The organism is Microbacterium memoriense (genome assembly GCF_025398275.1).
Classification (GTDB): domain Bacteria; phylum Actinomycetota; class Actinomycetes; order Actinomycetales; family Microbacteriaceae; genus Microbacterium; species Microbacterium memoriense.
Window position 1 is genome coordinate 70,045 of record NZ_JAODOR010000002.1, and the last position, 19,154, is coordinate 89,198.

The window sequence follows — 19,154 nt, forward strand, 5'->3', positions numbered from 1 at the left end:
GCGAGGCGACGTCAGAGCTGCGCCGCGAAGTCCTTCAGCCAGGGGCGCAGGTCGGGTCCGAGGTCCGTACGGTCCGCAGCCAACTGCACGATGGCCTTGATGTAGTCCACTCTATCGCCGGTGTCGTAGCGGCGACCGCGGAACACGACGCCGAGCACGCCGTCGGTCGTGGCGAGCTCCTGCAGCGCGTCGGTCAGCTGGATCTCGCCGCCCTTGCCCGGTTCGGTGCGCTCGAGGATGTCGAACACGCCCGGGGTGAGCACGTACCGCCCGATGACGGCGTAGTTGGACGGCGCGTCTTCTTTGTTGGGCTTCTCCACGAGACCCGTCACCCGCACGACGTCGGGGTCATCGGTCGGCTCGACGGCCGCCGCGCCGTACATGTGGATGTGCTCCGGGTCGACCTCCATGAGGGCGACGACGGTGAGTCCGGATGCCGCATTCTCGGCGAGCATCTTCGGCAACAGCGGGTCGCGCTCGTCGATCAGGTCGTCGCCGAGCAGCACGGCGAACGTGGAGTCGCCGACGTGGTTGCGCGCGCGGAGCACGGCGTGACCGAGCCCCTTGGGCTCGCCCTGACGCACGTAGTGGATGTCGGCGAGGTCGTTGGAGTGCAAGACGCGATCGAGCTTCTCCTGATCGCCCTTCTTGAGCAGATTGGATTCGAGCTCGGGCATCGAGTCGAAGTGATTGGAGATGTTGTTCTTGTTGCGCCCGAGAATGATCAGGACGTCGTCGATCCCGGCGGCGACCGCCTCTTCGACGACGTATTGGATCGCCGGCTTGTCGACGACAGGAAGCATTTCCTTCGGCATCGCCTTGGTTGCCGGAAGGAAGCGAGTGCCCAGTCCCGCGGCGGGGATGACGGCCTTGATGGGAGTGCGGCTCATGGGACCACCCTACCCAGCACCTGTGACGGTGACGTATCGCGGGCGAAACAGACGACCACACGTTCGCCGCCTACAATCGGACCATGACGGACGGCATCGACGACGCGAAGCGCGCACTCCGCGCCGACCTACGCGAACGCCGACAGCTGCGCTCCGAAGCGGCACATGAGACTGCCGCAGCCGGCGTGAAAGAGCAGCTCGACGCCCTCGTCGATGAGCTCGGTGCCCGCTCGCTGTCCTGCTTCCTCTCGTCTCCGACCGAGCCCGGCACCCAGGAGTTCATCCGCGATGCGGTGGCCCGCGGCATCCGCGTACTGCTACCGATCACCCGCGTCGACGGTTTGCTCGACTGGGCGGTCGCCGATCCTGACGGCGAGATCGCCGACGGACTCTTCGGCATGCCCGAGCCGACCGGTGAGGTTCTGAGCCCGCTCGCGGTCAACGATGTCGACCTTCTCGTGATCCCCGCCGCAGCCGTCGATCGCACCGGCATGCGTTTGGGATGGGGGCGCGGATACTTCGACAAGACGCTCGGGTCGATGGAGCACTGCCCGCCTGTCTACGCCGTGATCTTCGACTCCGAACTGGTCGATGACGTGCCCCGCGACCTCCACGACCAGCCCGTCACGGGCGTCGTCACCCCCACTCGTACTGTCACCCTCGCGCCGCACCGGCGCTGAACCCCCCACCGAGGACCCATGCCCACCTACGCCTATGCCTGCACGCACTGCGGCCACCGTTTCGACGCCGTCCAGTCGTTCTCGGACGCGACACTGACCGAGTGCCCCGAGTGCGGTGGCGCCCTGCGCAAGCAGTACGGCTCGATCGGGGTCACCTTCAACGGGGGCGGCTTCTATCGCACCGATTCGCGTGCGGCGGCCCCCAGCGCCAGTGTCAGCGGCGGAGGGGGTAGCGCGTCGACGACAACTTCGACATCATCGAAAACTGAGGCGAAAACCTCGCCCGCGTCGTCGGGATCGTAAGCCGGCAGCCGCCACCACCCAGAAAGGTCGCTGACATGATTCAGGGCTTCAAAGAATTCATCATGCGCGGCAATGTCATCGACCTCGCGGTCGCTGTCGTCATCGGCGCGGCCTTCACCGCCGTCGTCAACGCGATCGTTGCCGCGATCATCACGCCGCTCATTGAGCTCGTGTGGAAGGCCGACGAAGCGACCGGTGCGGTCGGACCCACGATCCAGGGGCTCCACGGACCGGTCACCTTCCCGATCGGGGGCCTCGTCAGCGCGGTCATCAGCTTCCTCGCGGTCGCGCTCGTGGTCTACTTCGTGTTCGTCCTGCCGATGAACCACTTCAAGGCACGCCAGGCCGCGAAGGCGGGCGTCGTCGAGGAAGAGGCCAAGCTTCCCACCGAGCAGGAGCTGCTCATCCAGATCCGCGACCTGCTGGAGCGCGAGCGCGCCTGAGCGGCCAATCCCCCGCTGATCGATACACCGGCCCGCAGCGCCGGCGAGATCCCCCCGGAGACGCAACCGCCTCAATAGTGCGGGGGGACGTCGAGCCGCAGGCGCTCGTCGTTGGGCCCGGACTCCGACGGCCTCTCCGCAACCGGCGCGGCCGCCTCATCGGCCTTCACCGGCTCGGGGATCGTCCCGGGCGCGGGCGTCAGCTGTGCGCGCCGACGGCCCTGCACCCGGACGATGCGCTGACGGTCAGGGGACATCGATCGGCTGGGTGGGGGTCTGCGCGGTGGGCGTCTCGGGTTGCACGCCGAGGATCGCCGCGATGCGCGATGCCACGCCGGCCGGGTCGCTGTACAGGTCGAAGGCGTGCACACGGATGTAGTGCCAGCCCAGACGCCGCAGGATCTGCGGGCGCAGACGCAGGGTCTCGCGCAGGCTCTCGCCGATCGCATCCGAATCACTCTCGGTGACGACGGCCTTGCCCTTGTACTGCGCGACGAGCGGCAGGCGGCCGTGATAATCCACATCGACCGAGACCCCGAGGCTGCGCAGATGCTGCGCCAGCGTGAGCGTGAGCGGGTCGGCGAGATCTTCCAGGCGCGATTCGCGGGCGCGGGCGGCGATCCCGCCGAGGATCGTCATGAGGGTCGCGGCGCCCGATTCCAGGCGTCCTTCGTCGAAGGCCGACGGACGGATCGACGAGACGATCACCATCGACCGACGCGCGCGGGTCATCCCGACCGTGAGCAGACGCTCGCCGTCGGGGCCCGACAGGTCACCGAAGTCGCTGAGAACGCGGCCGTGCTTGGTCAAGCCGAATCCGAGCGAGAAGATCACGCGATCGCGGCTCTCGGCGACCGATTCCTCGAGTCCGAGCACCGCGAACGGCTCGGCCGTGTCGCGGCCGACGAAGTCCGCGACGTCGGAGCGCCCGGCGAAGGCCGCGGCGACCGCTGCGCGCACACGCTCGGCGTGCCGGGTGGATGCCGTGACCACCATGAGGGACTCCGTGGGGCGATTGACGGCGTGCTCGACGACCAGCGTGACGACGCGGGCGAGCTCGGCATCCGGGCTCTCGACGGCGCCGGTGATCGGATCGGGCGTTCCTGTGCCGCCTTCGACGTAGTCGACACTCAGGCTGCCGCGCCCGAGGTACGAGCCGGCCCACGGCAACGAGACGATCTCCCCGCCGTAGAACGCATCGTTCACAAGCTGGGCGAGGTCTTCGCCCCCGGCGCGGTAGCTGCGGGTCAGCGTCTCGACCGGGATGAGCTCGGCGAGGCGCGCGAACACACTCACGTCGTCGAACGGAACCTCGGGTTCGTCTTCGTCGTCGGCGGGCATGCCGGCCGAAATCCGGAACGGGGTCGGCTTCTGCGTGACGGGGTCACCGAAGACGACGACCTGGCGACCACGGCGGAGGGCCGGTGCGGCTTCGCTCAGGCACAGTGCGGCCGCATCGGCGATGATGACGACGTCGAAGACGACGGCATCCGGGATCGCCGGCACTTCGTACGGTGAGGCGAGCCACACGGGCGCGAGGGTGCGAAGGAGCGTCGGAGCGGCCCGCACGATCTCGGCCGTGGTGGCCGAGTTGCCGCGCAGCGCGTGCTTCAGCGCCGAGGTCTCATTCGCCTCATCGACGATCGAGATCTTCCAGCGGGTCGCGAGCTCGGCCGCAAGCAGGGGCCCGGCCGAGCCGGCGTGCGCTTCGTCGACCAGCCGATAGTCGCGCTCGAGGCGATCGACGACCGACGTGTTGGCACCGAGGAGAGCGCGATCCGAGCGCAGCATCGCTTCGAGAGCCGACTGCCACCAGGCGAACTCGAATTCGGCGGCGACATCGCCTTCCGGCACGTGGCGCATCGACAGTTCGGTCAGCAACGGCTCGAGACCCATGGCCGCGAGTTCTCCGCGGAGGGTCGCCCGCTCCACCAGGTTGTCGAACACGTCCGACTCGGCGGCCAGACCGGCGATCGTGCGGAGCAACTGCGGGATCGGCAGCGCGGCAAGGGCATCGGTGCGGCCGAGCGCGCCATCGAGTTCACCGAGATCGGCGTTCACTCGCTGCCACGCGGTGGCGACGTCGTCGAGCCCGAGCGGGATCTCGGGGGTGACGCCGGCATCCACCAGCCGCTCCCATTGGGCACGTTGCTGCTGCACGCGCAGAAGTGCTTCGTGCATGTCGGTGATGTGCATGCCCGGGCGGACATACTCCTTCGACAGGTGCTTGAGCCGACGACGCTGCGGACCCGACATCGTGGACGAATCGCGCCGCGGCCCGTGCGCCTGGATGAGCTCGTCCAGCGGACGCTCGAAGACGGTCATGCTGAAGCGGTCGAGCGACGCGCGAATGCCCTGCAGGAGCTGGATGTAGCCGCCGAGCTCGCTGACGGTCGCGAACGGCCGCATCCGGGTCTGACCGATCAGCTCGTACCCACGCTCGAGGATCGAGGGCACGTCGGTTCGGTGCAGACGCCCGGCGAGCGCGTGCGCCGACCGTGCCTCTTCCGTAGTCGCGAACGCGACGCCGTACCACGGTGAGTCGTCGGGACCGAAGCGGAATTCGCCCAACCGCGCTGCCGTCGACAGGGTCGTGGCAGCTTCGGCGCGGCGTGTGCTGAGCGTGCGGAGGGTGGCGAGGTCGAAGCGCGTCTGCGCGCTCGGCTGCGGGACTCCGGCGGCGATCGTCGTGAGGGTGCGGAGCGCCTCGAGGGGTGAGACGCCGATCTGCGGATGCCGGTGCGTCAGCGAAACGCGATAATCGCGCAGCACGGTTCGCAGGCGCACGAGGGCGTCGTCGACATCGGCGACCTTGGGAGGCACGGCCTTTTCGTTCCGCGCGATGGCGCGGATGAGGTCGCGGCGCAGCTGACCGGGCGAGACGGCGAGACCCGGCAGGCCGATGCCGGCGAGGCGGTGACGCACGCCCTCGAGGGTCGATCGTCGAGCGCTGACGACGAGGACCCGCTTGCCGGCGCGCACGAGTTCGCCGACCGCGTTGATGACGGTCTGCGTGCCGCCGGTACCCGGCAACGTGTGGACGGCAAGGGACTGTCCCGTCGCGATACGAGCGAGGACGGCTTCCTGCTCGGCATCGGCATCGAGGAGCAGGCGGTCAGACGCCGGAGGCCGGTCATCCGCGCCGATGATCTTCGGCAGGCCGCGCACGAGCGAGACGGCCTCGCGGTCGGAGACGTGTCCGGCGAGCGCATTGAGGAAGGGATGGTCGAGGTCAGCGGCATCCCGCTCCATCGCACCGGCGACGTCGGCGAAGGTGGACACGACGAGCCGCGGCTGCACCGTGAAGGTGTCGATGTGAGCCGTGAGGGCGCGGAGGTGATCGATCACGGGTTGCGGCTTGAACAGCCCGCCCTCGTCAGCGAGCGCGGCGAGGGCGCGGCCGTCGATCACGATGCCGAAGTGCGTGCGGGCGGCTTCGACAAGCTCGGGATTGATGGTGAAGGCGCCGTGCAGCTTCAGATCGAAGTCGGTGTGATGACGACGGATCGCCAGCGGTCGGAGCAGAACCGGTGCGGCGTACGGAACGCCGCCGATCCGCCACGCGGCCACCCCGACAGCGAGGTTGACGGTGTCCAGGCCCCGCGTCGTGCGGAGTTCGACGTCTTTGGCAGCGATGCGCTCCGCAGCGATGCGGGCCGTGCGCAACGCCACTTCATCGCGGAAGAGGTTGGAGAGGAGCGTCGAGCGCCCGGTGATGAACTGCGGCAAGCTGCCCGGGTGCGCTTTCGTGATGTCGATGCCCGCGTCGCCCACGTCGGTGTAGTGCAGCAGCGTCGAGAGGCCACCCAGCTGCGCTGCCTCTTCCCTGATACGCCCCCGTTCGGAGGCCGCGACATGTTGCACAGTCACCCCGGGTTCGGACAGATCGAGGTCGCCTGGGGACACCGAAATCTCGTGCTCGGCCTCGTTCACGCCTCGCACAGCTCCGCCATCTGCTCGCCACACACGTGCCACCTTAGGCTTCCCCCTGGTAAGAATCGCGGTAGACCGGCCGATATCGCCGCAATTGGGCCGCAGAGCTTCCTCCCCAACCGGGTGTTGTGACCGACTGTCCACCGATCGAGGCGGAGCGACAGGTGACGCGCGGGCATCCGGTCATCATGGAGGCATGACCCACGCAGCGTTTTCGGTGCACCCGACACCGATCGGCGAGGCCCTCATCGTCGTCACCGATGAGGGCCTCGCCCACCTGGAGTTCCTCGAGGGCCCGGCCGGCGACGCCGTGCAACGGATCGGCCTCCTGCGGCATGCCGTGCCGGTCGCGGATGCCGCGGCCACCGCGGACGTGCGCACGCAGCTCGACGAGTACTTCGCGGGAGAGCGGCGGCGCTTCGATCTGCCGCTCGATCTCGGCGTGACCACCGGGTTCGTGCGTGCCGCGCTCGAGGCGGTCACCCGCATCCCCTTCGGGCAGACGGCGTCGTACGCCGAGATCGCCATCGAGGCGGGCTCACCCGGTGCGAACCGTGCGGTGGGCTCGGCGTGTGCGCGCACCCCGATCTCGCTCGTGATCCCGGCCCACCGCGTCGTCCGCAGCGACGGCTCGATCGGCGAGTACGGCGGACATCCCGAGCGGAAGCGCTATCTCCTCGACCTCGAAGAGCGCGTCGCCGCCGCCGACCCGTCCGGCGTGTAGGCCGCCGGACGGCACCGAGCGAGGCCGGGGTGACGACATCACCCCGGCCTCGCTGTGTCGATCGTTGTCAGCGGATCAGTGATCCACGGCCTTTTCCGCGCCGTAACCGGTCAGCGACCGTACCTCCATCTCCGCGGCCTTCTCCGGGCTTTCCTTGCGGGTCGAAGTCACAGACCCCAGCCAGCCGAGGAAGAACCCGAGCGGGATCGAGACGATCCCGGGGTTGTTGAGCGGCCAGATCGCCGTGCCGACGTTCTTGAACACGCTCGTCTCGGTGCCCCAGAACACGGGCGAGAGCACGATGAGGATGACGGCTGCCGCAAGGCCTCCGTACATGCTCCACACCGCACCGCGGGTCGTGAACTTGCGCCAGAAGAGCGAATAGATGATCGTCGGCAGGTTGGCCGAGGCCGCCACCGCGAAGGCCAGCGCCACGAGGAACGCCACGTTCTGCCCTTGCACGCCGATGCCGCCGATGACCGCGAGGATCCCGATGACGATCACGGTGCGGCGGGCGACCTTGACTTCGCCGTCCGGCGGGACGTTGCCCTTCTTGACGACGTTCGCGTAGATATCGTGCGCGAACGAGGCGGCCGCCGTGATCGTGAGTCCGGCGACGACCGCGAGGATCGTCGCGAACGCGACCGCCGAGATGAAGCCGAGCAGCAACGGCCCGCCGAGCGCTTGCGCGAGCAGTGGCGCGGCCGAATTCACACCACCCGGCGCTGCTTTGATCACGTCCGGTCCGACGAGCGCGCCCGCGCCGTAGCCGAGCACGAGCGTCAGCAGGTAGAACAGGCCGATCAGCCAGATCGCCCAGACGACAGAGCGACGCGCTTCCTTCGCGGTCGGCACGGTGTAGAAGCGCATGAGCACGTGCGGCAGACCCGCCGTACCGAGGACGAGCGCGATGGCGAGCGAGATGAAGTCCCACGGGTTCTGGCCGTACTGCAGCCCGGGTCCGAGGATCGCGTCCTTCGGGTCGGTGGTCGAGGCAGCCACGGCCGATTCGAGCAGCGTGTTGAGGTTGAACCCGTTGATCGCCAGAACCCAGATGGTCATGACGATCGCGCCGCCGATGAGAAGGAATGCCTTCACGATCTGCACCCAGGTCGTACCCTTCATGCCACCGATCAGGACGTAGACGATCATCAGCACACCGACGACGGCGACGACGACGGACTGTCCGATCTTGTCGTTGATCCCGAGCAGCAATGAGACGAGTCCCCCGGCACCGGCCATCTGCGCGAGCAGATAGAAGAAGCAGACCGCGAGGGTCGTCAGAGCCGCCGCCATCCGGACCGGCCCCTGCTTGAGCCGGAATGAGAGCACATCGGCCATCGTGAATTTGCCGGTGTTGCGCATGAGCTCGGCGACGAGAAGGAGAGCGACGAGCCACGCGACCAGGAACCCGATGGAGTACAGGAAACCGTCGTATCCGTTGATCGCGATCGCGCCGACGATACCGAGGAACGATGCCGCCGAGAGGTAGTCCCCGGCGATCGCGAACCCGTTCTGCGGACCGGTGAACGAGCGACCGGCCGCGTAGTAGTCCGCGGCCGTTTTGTTGTTGCGACTGGCGCGGATGACGATGAACAGCGTCACGGCCACGAAGGCGCCGAAGATCGCGATGTTGAGTACCGGGTCGTTCGCGCCGCTGGTCGGTGCGGCTGCGAGCGTCATTGGCCCGCCTCCTGTCGCTCGAGGTCGCCGCGGATCTCCGACGAGATGGGGTCCAGCGTGCGGTTGGCGTACGAGACGTACCACATGGTGATCGCGAAGGTCGTGACGAACTGTCCGAGGCCCATCAGGAGCCCGACGGTGATGTCACCCCAGACCCGGGTCGACATGAACTCGGTCGCAAACGACGACAGCAGGACGAAGACGAAGTACCAGACGATGAAGGCGACCGTGAGGGGCCAGACGAAACTGCGGTGCTTCTTCTTGAGTTCGACGAACCGCGGCGATCCTTCGACCGCGACGTAGTCGATGCCTCCCGGTGGGGCGGCATCGGTGGGGGACGGTGACATGTGGCCTCCTTGCCTCATGGGGTGAGCGTGTGCTCGTGCGGCCGGTCTTCCTCGACGGGTCGCGTGGTAGCCTCGACGCTACGAAACGGGTGACGTGGCCGTCACCCCCGGAAGTAGGTAGAGCGATGGCACTCCCCGCCCTCGCCAGCGAGACCGAGTTACTCTCTCGGGCCGTGGGCGACCTCGCCCAGCGCACCGGATTCCCCGTTGCTTTCGGCGGGTTCGAAACCGCCAACATGGTCGAAGTCACGTCCGTCGTCGGAAATCGCACGCAACACCTGTCGGGGCTCGTCGTCCACGCGTCACGCGGTCTCGGCGGACGCGCTCTCGTCGAGAAGCGTCCGCGGCTCGCCCTCGACTACCGGTCATCCCGCAACATCACGCACGACTACGACCGCGCCGTGCTGGGTGAGGGCATCTCGACCCTCTTCGCGGTGCCTATTCTCCTCGCCGGTCGCGCCCGCGGCGTCTTGTATTGCGGATCATGGATGCCGGCACCCTTCGGTGAGGGCACCGCGCGCACAGCGTTGCAGGTCGCCGGAGACCTCGCGACCGAACTGCGCGTGCGGGATGAAGTCCACAAACGCCTCGCGCTCTTGCCTGCGCCCACACCGTCCGCTCCGGTACCGCGCGTCGATGCGGCGACGCGCGAACAGCTCCGCGAGACGTACGCCGAACTGCGCGGCATCGCCGCCGATGTGCCGGATGCCTCGATCCGGCGGCGCTTGTCGGTGCTCGAAGCGCGCCTGTCGGAGATGTCTCGCGACGACACGGAGCCGGCCGAAGTCCTCGACGTGCGCTTGTCGCGGCGCGAACTCGATGTGCTCTCCTGTGCCGCGCTCGGTCAGACCAACGCAGAGATCGCCGCGACGTTGACGCTGCGCGAAGGCACCGTCAAGTCGTACCTGCAGTCGGCGATGGCCAAGCTCGACGCGGGGACACGCCACGCCGCGGTTGCCAGAGCGCGGCGTGGCGGGCTCCTCCCCTGACTACACTTCCCCCATGGCCCGCAGAATTGTGCATCAGCTCGTTGACGACCTAGACGGATCGGTTCTGGAGATCGGTTCCGGCGAGACCGTCTTGTTCTCGCTCGACGGCACCGCGTACGAGATCGATCTCACCGAAGACAACGCCGATGCTCTGCGTGCTGCGTTCGCACCGTTCATCGCGGCCGCGCGCTCGGTGTCGGCGCGGAGCGGCGGCGCCCCGGGCGGCCGCGGTGCGCGCGGGGCGGCGCAGAAGCGAGCCGGTCAGCGCGACTACGCGCCGATCCGCGCGTGGGCGGCCGAGAACGGCTACACCGTGTCCGAGCGTGGGCGCGTGCCGGCATCCGTTCTCGACGCGTACGACGCCGCGCACTGATCCGCGATCAGAGCAGCGGCCCGTGCCGCACGATGCCGACGGGGACCGCTCCCCCGAACAGCTGATCGATCGTCACGAGGGAGAGTCCGCGATCGCGGAGCCCCGCGACGACATCACCGAAGACCCGCGCACTGCCGTTCTGAATGTCGTGCATGAGCATGATGGTGCTCCGCTCGGGCCGCTCGATCGCGAACGTGAGGAGCTCCTCGTCGCTCGGACCGGCCCAGTCCCGCGTGTCGACGCTCCACATGATCGCCGGCTGGGCGGCGAGAGCGAGGACGTGATCGTCGATGAAACCGCCGGGTGGCCGGAAGGTTCCGACGGACTGGCCCGATAACTGCTGCAACAGCGCGCGGGTGTCGCCGAGTTGGGCCCGCACCTGCTCATCGGTCAGGTCGGTGAGATACGGGTGGTCCCACGTGTGGTTGCCGACCTGGTGGCCGTCGGCGGCGACGCGCGCCACGGTCTCGGGGTGACGCTGTGCGTTCTTGCCGAGCATGAAGAAGGTGGCGGCCGACTGTTCGGCCTCGAGCACATCGAGGAATCCCGGGGTGAGCGACGAGGGGCCGTCATCCAGGGTCATCGCCATGCACGGCACGAGGTCGCAGGGCATCCGTTCGAAACCGGAGCCCGCGCTCATCGGACCTGCGTACGCACCGACGGCATCGCCGACGGCCAGGCCCATCGGGGTGAGCGCGGAGGATGCCACCGCAGTGGTGAACTCGACGGCGCGCTTTTCGTCACGACTGCGACCCTGCCAACGCACGAGACCGTCGAGCTCGGGCGCGTGCAGGCTATCCGGGACGGGGATGCTGATCTTGCCGTCCTGCAAGCTCGCCTGCTCGAGAACACCCGCGAAGTGCGCGAGTTGTTCGGCGTCGGGTGCGCGGACCGGCGCGAGGCTCAGGCTTCCGAAGGTCCGGCGCAGGGTGTCGACGGTCATCGTCCACAGCGCGGCCGGGTCGGTGAACAGGTCGGCACCGGTCACGACCATGCCCGTGGACAGGTCGGTGTAGATCGTTGTCGTCTCGTCGCTCGCAACGACGCCATCGACGCCGGTCACGGTGCGGATGCTCTCGGCGAACACCGATCCGCGCGCGAGGGCGATCTCGCAGACGATGACGACACCACTCCGATCGCCGAGCACCTCGGTCGCCCGGGTAGTTGTCGCGCCGGGCGCACACCCACGCTCGCCGAGCCCTGCGCCGGCGTCGAACACCTCGGGTCGATAGCCCATCCCCGAGACGCTGGCGCGGTCGGAGACGGCGGTGCGCACGAGTCCTTCGAGGACCGCGTTGATCGCCGGGTTTCCCGGGAGTGCCGCCCACCGCGCGTCGATTCCGATGTCGTCGTTGCGCAGCCTCATATCCAGCGTGTCGACGGATGCCGGGTCCCCGACATCCGGTCCTCCCGGAACGGATGCAGCGACAATCTGCCCGTCCACATCCCACCCGGCCGGCGTCCACGACGCCCGGAGTTCGGGCGCACAAGCAGTCAGGCTCGCCACGACAAGCGCGCATACGGCAATGGTCACGATCCGTCTCACGGCGTCACCGCAATTCGGGAGAACTCCACGCGGGAGAGGAACGCGGCGAGCTCTGCGTCGTACGTCTCGGGTGCGGTGCTCGTGAAAGCGAGCACCGCACCCTCCTCGACAACGGCACCTACGGTCGATCGCGCATCGGTACGCGCGTGGAGGACGGTGACGGAGCCGACCGGCTCGGAATCGAAGACGACGTTCGGAACCGTCTGAGCTGCCGCCGCCGCTTCGGGGTCGGCCTCGACCAAGAGGTGCACCTGAAGCGTCATGACCCCATCGGGGCTGCGAAGTGTGGCCCGCGTGTCGTCGAACAATGCACGAGAAAACGACCACCCCGCGTCGAGAGGCACCGAGGCCGACGCGCCTTCGGCGTCGAGCGTGAGGGTGGTGTCGACCCCCGATACTTCCGCTGTCGCCACCGACCAGATCGTGGGCCCCACGGTGACGGTCGCCACACCGATGGCCGCAACCAGAAACGCACCCGCGACGGTCGCACCCACGACCGACGCCCGCGCGCGAGAAGCCCCCACACCGGAAGATCCTGCCAGCGCCACGGAGATACCGCCGGGAGGCACGCGGGTGGCGGTGGATACAGCACAGCTGACGCATAATAGACGTGTGCCACTGTCGGCACTGAAGTCAAGATGAGGTTCTATGCCGTACCGCGATCAAGCCCGGGTTCAGTCCTGGGTGGAGCAGTTCCGCTCCGAGCAGCACGTCGACACTGCCGTCGACGTTCTGGAGAAGGACTTCACCGCCGGTCCCGAGTCGGGTCTCGTCGTCGTGACGCTTCGCACTGTGTCGACCGTCACCTACATCCAGCCGGTGATCTCGGACGGCATCCCGAAGTGGGTCGTCACCTTCGAGCCGCGTGCAGAAACTTTCGACCTCGACAGCGTCGCCGTCTCCCAGCTCGCTCAGGACCTGTTGGCCTTGGCGAGTCTGTGCACCTATTTGCAGCTGAAGACCGACGAAGCACTGATCGCCTCCTCGTAGCCGGCGCCGCCAGGACTCAGAGGAACGGAACGACCGTTCCCGCCGTCAAGGCAAGCCCGCCCGCGACGACGCCCGACACTGCCGCGACCCGCTGATACACGCGTTGCGCCTGACGATCGCGCCGGGCCGCTTCGGGATCGGGCACCGACAGCACCGCACGCTTGGCTTCGCTCAGCGTGTCATAGCGACCGACCGGCGTCGCCCGTCCATCGAAGGCCAGGTACGCGCCGTTGTGTGATCGGTCGACCGAGCCGAGGTACTCCCCCGCCCGCGAGACGACGTAGAGGCCGGCGTCGACGCGCGCCCAGGTCGGGCTGGCGACTCCGGGAATCGTGAGGCTCATGCGGCCCTCCGCAGGTCGGACGTCACGGCTACGGGGCGCGCGACGGGTTCAGCAGCAGTGAGGTCGAGCGTGACGCCGCCCGAGCTGTTGGCGGCGTTGGCCAACTCCTCGAGGTAACGGCGATCGAGGACTTCTTCGGCCTTGTCGAGCTCGAAGCGGAGCGGGATCGAGCAGTGCAGCCAGATCGTCGAGCGTCCTTCGGGGCAGTCCCGGCTCGTCCACGACACCGAGAAGCTTTCGGAGCGACGCAACTTCGTCGTCGCAAGGACGCGAAGATGTGCGAGCTCACGGTCGGGGATCTCGATCCCGTCGGTGGTGTTGCCGTAGTAGAGACGTCCCATGCTGCGCTCCTCAAGGTCGGTATTGCTCTTCCGAAAGGTTACTCATAAGAAAAGTAGTTAGTCAAGCGAGATAGTCGACGGGTGTATAGTAAACCGATCGAGTAGCTAGAAATGTGCCGAAGCGGCATGGGGGTGAACGTGACCGATCTCGACGACGTGCAGACCGTGGATGCGGTCTTGCGTGCCTACGAACGATTCCGCGCGGCGGATGCCGCCATGCTCGTGCGCGTGCGCACGCACACCGGCCTCGGCGAGAACGAGTTGGCGATCCTTCGTTTTCTTCTCAGCGAGCGCGCGAGCGAGCACGACGTGAAGCCGAGTGAGATCGCCCGCCACTTGGGCGTGAGCTCGGCATCCACCACTGCCCTCCTCGACCGTCTCGAGAAGGCGGGGATGGTCGTGCGGGCCAGCAATCCGGGCGACCGGCGCAGCATCTTCATCGAGGCTACCGCTGATGCGGAGCAGGCGATCGCGTCGACCTATGAGGTCTTCGAAGGACGCCTCGCGGACCTGATGGCAGACATGTCCGCCGAGGAACGCCGCGACGTGATCGCGTTCTTCTCTTCTCTGTCCGACGCCGCAGACGCCACCGCAGAGCTCACGCCGACGCGCTGAAACCCGCTACGCGTCGATCTCGTCGACGGCGTCGCGCATCGCCTGCAAGAAGCCGATGACACTCGCCCGATCGGCGCCGGTCATCGGCCGCACGACATCCATCATGCGCGCGTGCATCGCCGACAACGTGTGACGCACTTCTTCCTCAGCCTTGGCGCTCGACGTGATCAGAATGCTACGCCGGTCGGCCGGGTTCGCCATGCGCGTGACGTGGCCGCTGCGCGAAAGGCGATCGAGCAGGGCCGTCGTCGACGCGGACGTGATGCCGAGGTAGCGGGCGAGGTGGACCGGGGTGACCGGTTCATCGCGCTTGCTCGCGCGTGCGAGGTAGCGGAGGACCAGCAGTTCGTTCTCGCCCATGTCCATGGATTGCTGAGTGCGCCGGCGCATCGCCATCTCGGCCGCACGGTAGCTGCGGAGCGCCTGCAGCACGGCAGCATTGGTCGCCTCATCCGTGTCGGCGTACCAATACGCCGAGCCCTCTTCGGTTTCCCCAGTCACGAAGAACCATTCTGGTGGATGCGCGTGGACTTCGGGCGGTCCGCCGCGTCAGTGCTCGGCGCCGAGGTTGCCCGTCAGTCGGCGGTGGAGCGCCGCGGCGGTGTCGTTGAGCCCCTCGATGGTGACGCTCTTGCCCAGCCGTTCGTACTTCGTGACGATCGCATCGAGGGCCGCGACCGTCGACGCATCCCACACGTGTGAGCGCGTCATGTCGATCACGACGCGTTCGGGATCGCCTGAGTAGTCGAACTGGGTCGTGAGGTCGTTGCTCGACGCGAAGAAGAGTTCGCCGTCGACGATGTAGTGCGCCACCCCCTCGGAGGCTGTGCGCGTCACCGTGACGAAGTGGGCGACGCGGCGCGCGAACATCACCATCGCGGCGACCACGCCGAGCACGACGCCGATCGCGAGGTTGTGCGTCCAGACGGTCGCCACGACCGTGATCAGCATGACGGCGGTCTCGCTCTTCGGCATCCGCTTGATCGTCGCAGGTCGGATGCTGTGCCAATCGAACGTCGCTATCGATACGACGACCATGACGGCGACGAGCGCGGCCATCGGGATGATGGCGACAACGTCCCCGAGCGCGAGGATCAGCACCAGTAGAAAGACACCGGCGAGGAAGGTCGAGATACGCGTGCGCGCGCCCGAGGCCTTGACGTTGATCATGGTCTGGCCGATCATCGCGCAACCGCCCATCCCGCCGAACGCGCCGGAGAGGATGTTCGCCGCGCCCTGACCGAGCGCTTCGCGCGTCTTGCGCGAGTGGGTGTCGGTGATGTCGTCGACGAGCTTCGCGGTCATGAGAGATTCAAGAAGGCCGACCACCGCCATCGCGAGCGCGAACGGGGCGATGATCTGCAGAGTCTCGAGCGTCAGCGGCACCTGCGGCAGGAAGAGCTCGGGCAGGCTGGTCGGCAACTCGCCCTGATCGCCGACGTTCGGCACATTCCACGCGAACACGACGACCGCGGCCGTCAGCAGCACGATCGCGACGAGGGGCGCGGGGATCACTCTCGTGATCCGCGGCATGAGATACATGATCGCGAGCCCCACGGCGACGAGCGGATACACGAGCCACGGCACGTCGACGAGCTGCGGGAACTGCGCCGTGAAGATGAGGATCGCCAGCGCGTTGACGAAGCCGACCATCACGGACCGCGGGATGAACCGCATGAGCTTCGCGACACCCAGCACGGCGAGGACGATCTGGATGAGTCCGCCCAGTATCACGGTCGCAATGAAGTAGTCCATGCCGTACTCACGGGCGACGGGCGCGATGACGAGCGCGACTGCACCCGTCGCCGCCGTGATCATCGCCGGGCGGCCGCCGAGGAACGAGATCGCGACGGCCATGATGAACGACGAGAAGAGGCCGAGCCGCGGATCGACACCCGCGATGATCGAGAACGCGATCGCTTCGGGAATCAGCGCCAGTGCGACGACGAGCCCTGCGAGCACCTCGCGGGTCAGCAGGCGTGGGTTGCGAAGAGCCTGCAGAACAGTCGGTTCGATGCGGTAGCGCGATGCGGTCGCGGTCGACATGGGGCCTCCGAGAAGGGGAATGCGCGCGCATCGACGTCAGAGGTGTCGACGCGAGAGAGGGTGGATGCGCGGAATCGCACCGCATCCGACTCTAAGCGATCACCGAAACCCGCCCCGGGACACCGCGGCTCCTGGCCCGCCGGCGGCCACGCGCCACCGCCGCAGGCGGGCGGGCTGGCGGGCGGACGGGCTGGTGGAGCGAGCAGGCGGGAGAGCCGCTCGCGCGTCCCGCACGATGTCCATGCGGTAGAATTGAAGCCTGTTCGGCCACGGCGGTCGGGGTAGGCGCAGGCACCTCGTGCACTGTTTGTCCGAGGCTCGAAACCTCCAGCACTTCGTTCTGAGAAGCCTGGAGGGTTTTTCTTTGTCTTTTTCCCTGCCCCCCATTCATCGTTGGTGGACGCTAGCTGTCCTGGCGCTCACCCAGCTGGTTGTCGTCCTCGACGCCACGATCGTCACCATCGCCCTGCCGCAGGCTCAGCAGGAGCTCGGGCTCTCCGATGTGGAACGCCAGTGGGTCATCACGGCGTACGTTCTCGTCTTCGGCGCGCTGCTGCTGCTCGGCGGGCGCATCGCCGACTATTGGGGACGCAAGCGCAGCTTCATGGTCGGAATGATCGGATTCGGCGCCGCTTCCGCGTTCGGCGGCCTCGCCCAGACCGGAACGGAGCTGATCATCGCCCGCGGATTGCAGGGTTTGTTCGCGGCTCTGCTCGCGCCGGCTGCGCTCTCGTTGCTGACCGTCACCTTCGCCTCTGGCCGCGACCGCAACACGGCTTTCGCCGTCTTCGGGATCATCGGCGGAACGGGAGCCGCGATCGGCCTCTTGCTCGGCGGCGCACTCACCGAGTTCACGAGCTGGCGGTGGTGCCTTCTGGTGAACGTCGTCTTCGTCATCGTCGGGATGATCGGCGGCGCGCTCTTCCTTCGCGAGAGCAAGGCCGACGGCGACAACACGTACGACATGTGGGGAGCCATCACCGTGGGCCTCGGTCTCGGTTCACTCGTCTACGGCTTCAGCCTCGCCGAGCAAGGCTGGGGCAACCTCGACACCATCGGCTTCCTTGCGCTCGGCGTGGCGCTCCTCGCCGTGTTCGTGCTGATCGAGTCGCGGGTGGCACAGCCCCTCCTCCCTCTTCGCATCATCCTGAACCGCGTGCGCGGCGGGGCCTTCCTCATCCAGACGATCGTCGGCAGCGTGCTGATCGGCGCGACGCTCTACCTGACGTTCCATTTCCAGATCGTTCTGGGCATGGAGCCCCTCGTCGCGGGTCTGGCGAACGTCGCGATGACCGTCGTGATCCTGATCGTCGTGCCGATTCTCACGAAGCTGCTGCCGACGATCGGCCCCCGCATCCTGATGATCGTCGGTCCGCTGTTCGCTGCCGCCGGACTCTTCGTCCTCAGCTTCATCACCCCGGATGGCGACTACGTCACCCAGGTCCTCCCGGCTCTGGTGCTGCTCGGCGCCGGGCTCGCGGCGATCTTCGTTCCCCTGCAGAATCTCGCACTCACCGGAGTCGCCGCGCACGACGCCGGCGCCGCCTCGGCAACGGTGAACGCGGCGACGCAGATCGGTGGCTCCATCGGCCTGTCGGTCTTCACCGCGATCTATGCGCGCGCGGCCGAAGACTCCGCGGCATCGGGAAGCATCCCGTTCGCCACGTTCACGGATGGCTACTCGGCGGTGTTTCTCGCCTCCGCCATCACCATGGTCGCCGCCTCACTGATCGCCGTCTGCATGATCCGAGGCACGAAGAGCGAGCTCCTCCCGCAGGGTGAGCAGGTGCGGACCGCGCACGTGGGTTAGCCCCTACTCGCACGCCCATCCGTCGCCATCGCCGTCGCCGTTGTTGCCGGTCCCGGTGGCGAACCATGCGTAGGCGCCGGGATGGTTGTCACGCGAGTACGGTCCGATCGGATGCCCGGCGGCGTTGCTCTTGAGCTTCGTGCACGAGGTGTACTGCGTCCACCACTCCCCTGACGGCGGGGGCACCACGGCGGCGCCGGCGCAGTCCACCGTGATCACGGCCCCGTCCCCGCCGATCGACGCGACCTGCGCGGCGCGGTAGTCAGCCTCGCGCGGATGCGCGGGGTAGCCGTCGGCCGAGTCGTACCGGGCGACGGCGAGACCGGCGGCCAACAACGATGACGCGACGTCGATCCCCTGGTCCGTGGTGACGTAGCGCAGCATCCGGCCGTGCCTGTCGGCGTCGTTCTGCCCGTCGGGCAACTCGAGGTCGACCACAGCGCCCGGCACGAGGAGCGACGACACGAGTGCCGAGGCTTCCGTATAGCCGCAGACATCACGTTCCGGCGCATCGATGCCGATGATGCGCACCGTGCCGGCACTCGTCTCGATCGTGTCACCGTCGATGACCGACGCGACGGTCACCGTCGAAGTGCCCGACGACGAGGTACCCGGAGCACATCCCACGACACACACGGCCAGGAACAGAGCGAAGGCCACACCCCAGATTCCACGCACGATCACGAGCCTAAATGTCCACGCCACCGTGCTCGCGACGGAGATACCTCGGCGCCTGCACACGCCAGGCCTCGGTCACCAGCTCCGCGAGATGATCTCCCTCGATACCCGCCATGCGGAACGCGACCTTCGGCTCACCCCAGCGCGTCGTCGTGCGCAAAAACACCTCGGGGGCCATTTCGCGCAGGGCCACGGCATCCATACGGTCGGCGACCTTCACCCCGACGACGAGCTCCGATGCGATGATCTCGCGCATATCGACCGGGATGCTGGGCCAGGGGTGGCATTCCCACGCATACAGCTTGCCGCGCACGAACCACGCGGCGCCGCCGGTCGTCGCGCGCTCCTCACTGCCCGGCAAGCCGGCGGCGATCGCGCGCACATCGTCGAGAGTGGCCACACCGGCAGACTACGACCGAC

The 19,154-nt window shown here is 67.6% G+C and carries 22 protein-coding genes; 9 read left to right on the top strand and 13 right to left on the bottom strand.

What is annotated here, in order from left to right; all coding sequences use genetic code 11:
• Positions 1–11 precede the first annotated feature (11 nt).
• On the bottom strand, positions 12–890 hold the full coding sequence (gene galU, locus N4R40_RS01305; RefSeq protein ID WP_261605562.1) for a UTP--glucose-1-phosphate uridylyltransferase GalU: 879 nt from the start codon (positions 888–890) through the stop codon (positions 12–14).
• Positions 891–973: 83 nt separating this feature from the next.
• Between galU and N4R40_RS01310 the strand changes: the two genes are divergently transcribed.
• Genes N4R40_RS01310 through mscL form a run of 3 tightly spaced genes read left to right on the top strand, consistent with a single transcriptional unit; the run spans position 974 to position 2,316 of the window.
• Entirely contained in the window at positions 974–1,570 is a 597-nt protein-coding gene (locus N4R40_RS01310) for a 5-formyltetrahydrofolate cyclo-ligase (RefSeq protein WP_261605563.1), read from the top strand.
• Between the two features lie 18 nt (positions 1,571–1,588).
• Positions 1,589–1,873: an FmdB family zinc ribbon protein gene (locus N4R40_RS01315; protein WP_261605564.1), complete on the top strand. Its 285-nt coding sequence runs from the start codon at positions 1,589–1,591 to the stop codon at positions 1,871–1,873.
• A 35-nt stretch (positions 1,874–1,908) separates the two neighbouring features.
• The gene (gene mscL, locus N4R40_RS01320) at positions 1,909–2,316 is read left to right on the top strand and encodes a large conductance mechanosensitive channel protein MscL (protein ID WP_261605565.1); all 408 of its coding nucleotides are present in this window, start codon (positions 1,909–1,911) and stop codon (positions 2,314–2,316) included.
• Between the two features lie 71 nt (positions 2,317–2,387).
• Here mscL and N4R40_RS01325 read toward each other — a convergent pair whose 3' ends face one another.
• Together N4R40_RS01325 and N4R40_RS01330 are read right to left on the bottom strand one after the other, a co-directional pair.
• Positions 2,388–2,573: a hypothetical protein gene (locus tag N4R40_RS01325; RefSeq protein ID WP_261605566.1), complete on the bottom strand. Its 186-nt coding sequence runs from the start codon at positions 2,571–2,573 to the stop codon at positions 2,388–2,390.
• Positions 2,563–6,291, bottom strand: coding sequence for an AAA family ATPase (locus N4R40_RS01330; protein WP_407665810.1), 3,729 nt, complete (start codon positions 6,289–6,291; stop codon positions 2,563–2,565). Before N4R40_RS01330 ends, N4R40_RS01325 begins: the two co-directional genes overlap by 11 nt.
• A gap of 154 nt (positions 6,292–6,445) precedes the next feature.
• Between N4R40_RS01330 and N4R40_RS01335 the strand changes: the two genes are divergently transcribed.
• Positions 6,446–6,973 (top strand): methylated-DNA--[protein]-cysteine S-methyltransferase, encoded by a 528-nt coding sequence (locus N4R40_RS01335; protein WP_261605568.1) that lies wholly within the window; start codon positions 6,446–6,448, stop codon positions 6,971–6,973.
• 75 nt (positions 6,974–7,048) lie between these two features.
• On the opposite strand, the gene N4R40_RS01340 is transcribed toward N4R40_RS01335, so the two are convergent.
• Entirely contained in the window at positions 7,049–8,656 is a 1,608-nt protein-coding gene (locus N4R40_RS01340; protein WP_261605569.1) for a solute symporter family protein, read from the bottom strand.
• Positions 8,653–9,003: a DUF485 domain-containing protein gene (locus N4R40_RS01345; protein WP_261605570.1), complete on the bottom strand. Its 351-nt coding sequence runs from the start codon at positions 9,001–9,003 to the stop codon at positions 8,653–8,655. Before N4R40_RS01345 ends, N4R40_RS01340 begins: the two co-directional genes overlap by 4 nt.
• 125 nt (positions 9,004–9,128) lie before the next feature.
• Between N4R40_RS01345 and N4R40_RS01350 the strand changes: the two genes are divergently transcribed.
• Positions 9,129–9,992, top strand: a complete 864-nt coding sequence (locus N4R40_RS01350; protein WP_261605571.1) for a LuxR C-terminal-related transcriptional regulator — start codon at positions 9,129–9,131, stop codon at positions 9,990–9,992.
• 13 nt (positions 9,993–10,005) lie between these two features.
• The gene (locus tag N4R40_RS01355; protein ID WP_261605572.1) at positions 10,006–10,365 is read left to right on the top strand and encodes a histone-like nucleoid-structuring protein Lsr2; all 360 of its coding nucleotides are present in this window, start codon (positions 10,006–10,008) and stop codon (positions 10,363–10,365) included.
• A 7-nt stretch (positions 10,366–10,372) separates the two neighbouring features.
• Here N4R40_RS01355 and N4R40_RS01360 read toward each other — a convergent pair whose 3' ends face one another.
• A complete protein-coding gene (locus N4R40_RS01360; protein WP_261605573.1) occupies positions 10,373–11,899 on the bottom strand; it encodes a polysaccharide deacetylase family protein in 1,527 nt (508 codons plus the stop codon).
• 8 nt (positions 11,900–11,907) lie between these two features.
• Positions 11,908–12,435: a hypothetical protein gene (locus N4R40_RS01365; protein ID WP_261605574.1), complete on the bottom strand. Its 528-nt coding sequence runs from the start codon at positions 12,433–12,435 to the stop codon at positions 11,908–11,910.
• A gap of 124 nt (positions 12,436–12,559) precedes the next feature.
• Between N4R40_RS01365 and N4R40_RS01370 the strand changes: the two genes are divergently transcribed.
• The gene (locus N4R40_RS01370) at positions 12,560–12,901 is read left to right on the top strand and encodes a protein-L-isoaspartate carboxylmethyltransferase (RefSeq protein WP_261605575.1); all 342 of its coding nucleotides are present in this window, start codon (positions 12,560–12,562) and stop codon (positions 12,899–12,901) included.
• Positions 12,902–12,917: 16 nt separating this feature from the next.
• On the opposite strand, the gene N4R40_RS01375 is transcribed toward N4R40_RS01370, so the two are convergent.
• The gene (locus N4R40_RS01375; RefSeq protein ID WP_261605576.1) at positions 12,918–13,244 is read right to left on the bottom strand and encodes a peptide ABC transporter permease; all 327 of its coding nucleotides are present in this window, start codon (positions 13,242–13,244) and stop codon (positions 12,918–12,920) included.
• Positions 13,241–13,585, bottom strand: coding sequence for a DUF7882 family protein (locus N4R40_RS01380; RefSeq protein ID WP_261605577.1), 345 nt, complete (start codon positions 13,583–13,585; stop codon positions 13,241–13,243). Before N4R40_RS01380 ends, N4R40_RS01375 begins: the two co-directional genes overlap by 4 nt.
• Positions 13,586–13,723: 138 nt before the next feature.
• Between N4R40_RS01380 and N4R40_RS01385 the strand changes: the two genes are divergently transcribed.
• Entirely contained in the window at positions 13,724–14,200 is a 477-nt protein-coding gene (locus N4R40_RS01385; protein ID WP_261605578.1) for a MarR family transcriptional regulator, read from the top strand.
• A gap of 6 nt (positions 14,201–14,206) precedes the next feature.
• Here the strand turns inward: N4R40_RS01385 and N4R40_RS01390 are convergent, their stop codons facing one another.
• Entirely contained in the window at positions 14,207–14,701 is a 495-nt protein-coding gene (locus N4R40_RS01390) for a MarR family winged helix-turn-helix transcriptional regulator (protein WP_261605579.1), read from the bottom strand.
• 48 nt (positions 14,702–14,749) lie between these two features.
• Positions 14,750–16,246 carry a SulP family inorganic anion transporter gene (locus tag N4R40_RS01395; protein ID WP_261605580.1) on the bottom strand — a complete coding sequence of 499 codons (1,497 nt, stop codon included), beginning with the start codon at positions 16,244–16,246 and terminating at the stop codon, positions 14,750–14,752.
• Positions 16,247–16,610: 364 nt separating this feature from the next.
• On the opposite strand from N4R40_RS01395, the gene N4R40_RS01400 reads away from it, so the two are divergent.
• Complete coding sequence (locus tag N4R40_RS01400; protein ID WP_261605581.1) at positions 16,611–18,056, top strand: MFS transporter; 1,446 nt, start codon at positions 16,611–16,613, stop codon at positions 18,054–18,056.
• Positions 18,057–18,059: 3 nt separating this feature from the next.
• Here N4R40_RS01400 and N4R40_RS01405 read toward each other — a convergent pair whose 3' ends face one another.
• Both N4R40_RS01405 and N4R40_RS01410 read right to left on the bottom strand, forming a co-directional pair.
• Positions 18,060–18,734 carry a thermonuclease family protein gene (locus N4R40_RS01405; protein WP_261605582.1) on the bottom strand — a complete coding sequence of 225 codons (675 nt, stop codon included), beginning with the start codon at positions 18,732–18,734 and terminating at the stop codon, positions 18,060–18,062.
• A 10-nt stretch (positions 18,735–18,744) separates the two neighbouring features.
• A complete protein-coding gene (locus tag N4R40_RS01410; RefSeq protein ID WP_261605583.1) occupies positions 18,745–19,134 on the bottom strand; it encodes an MmcQ/YjbR family DNA-binding protein in 390 nt (129 codons plus the stop codon).
• Between the last annotated feature and the right edge of the window lie 20 nt (positions 19,135–19,154).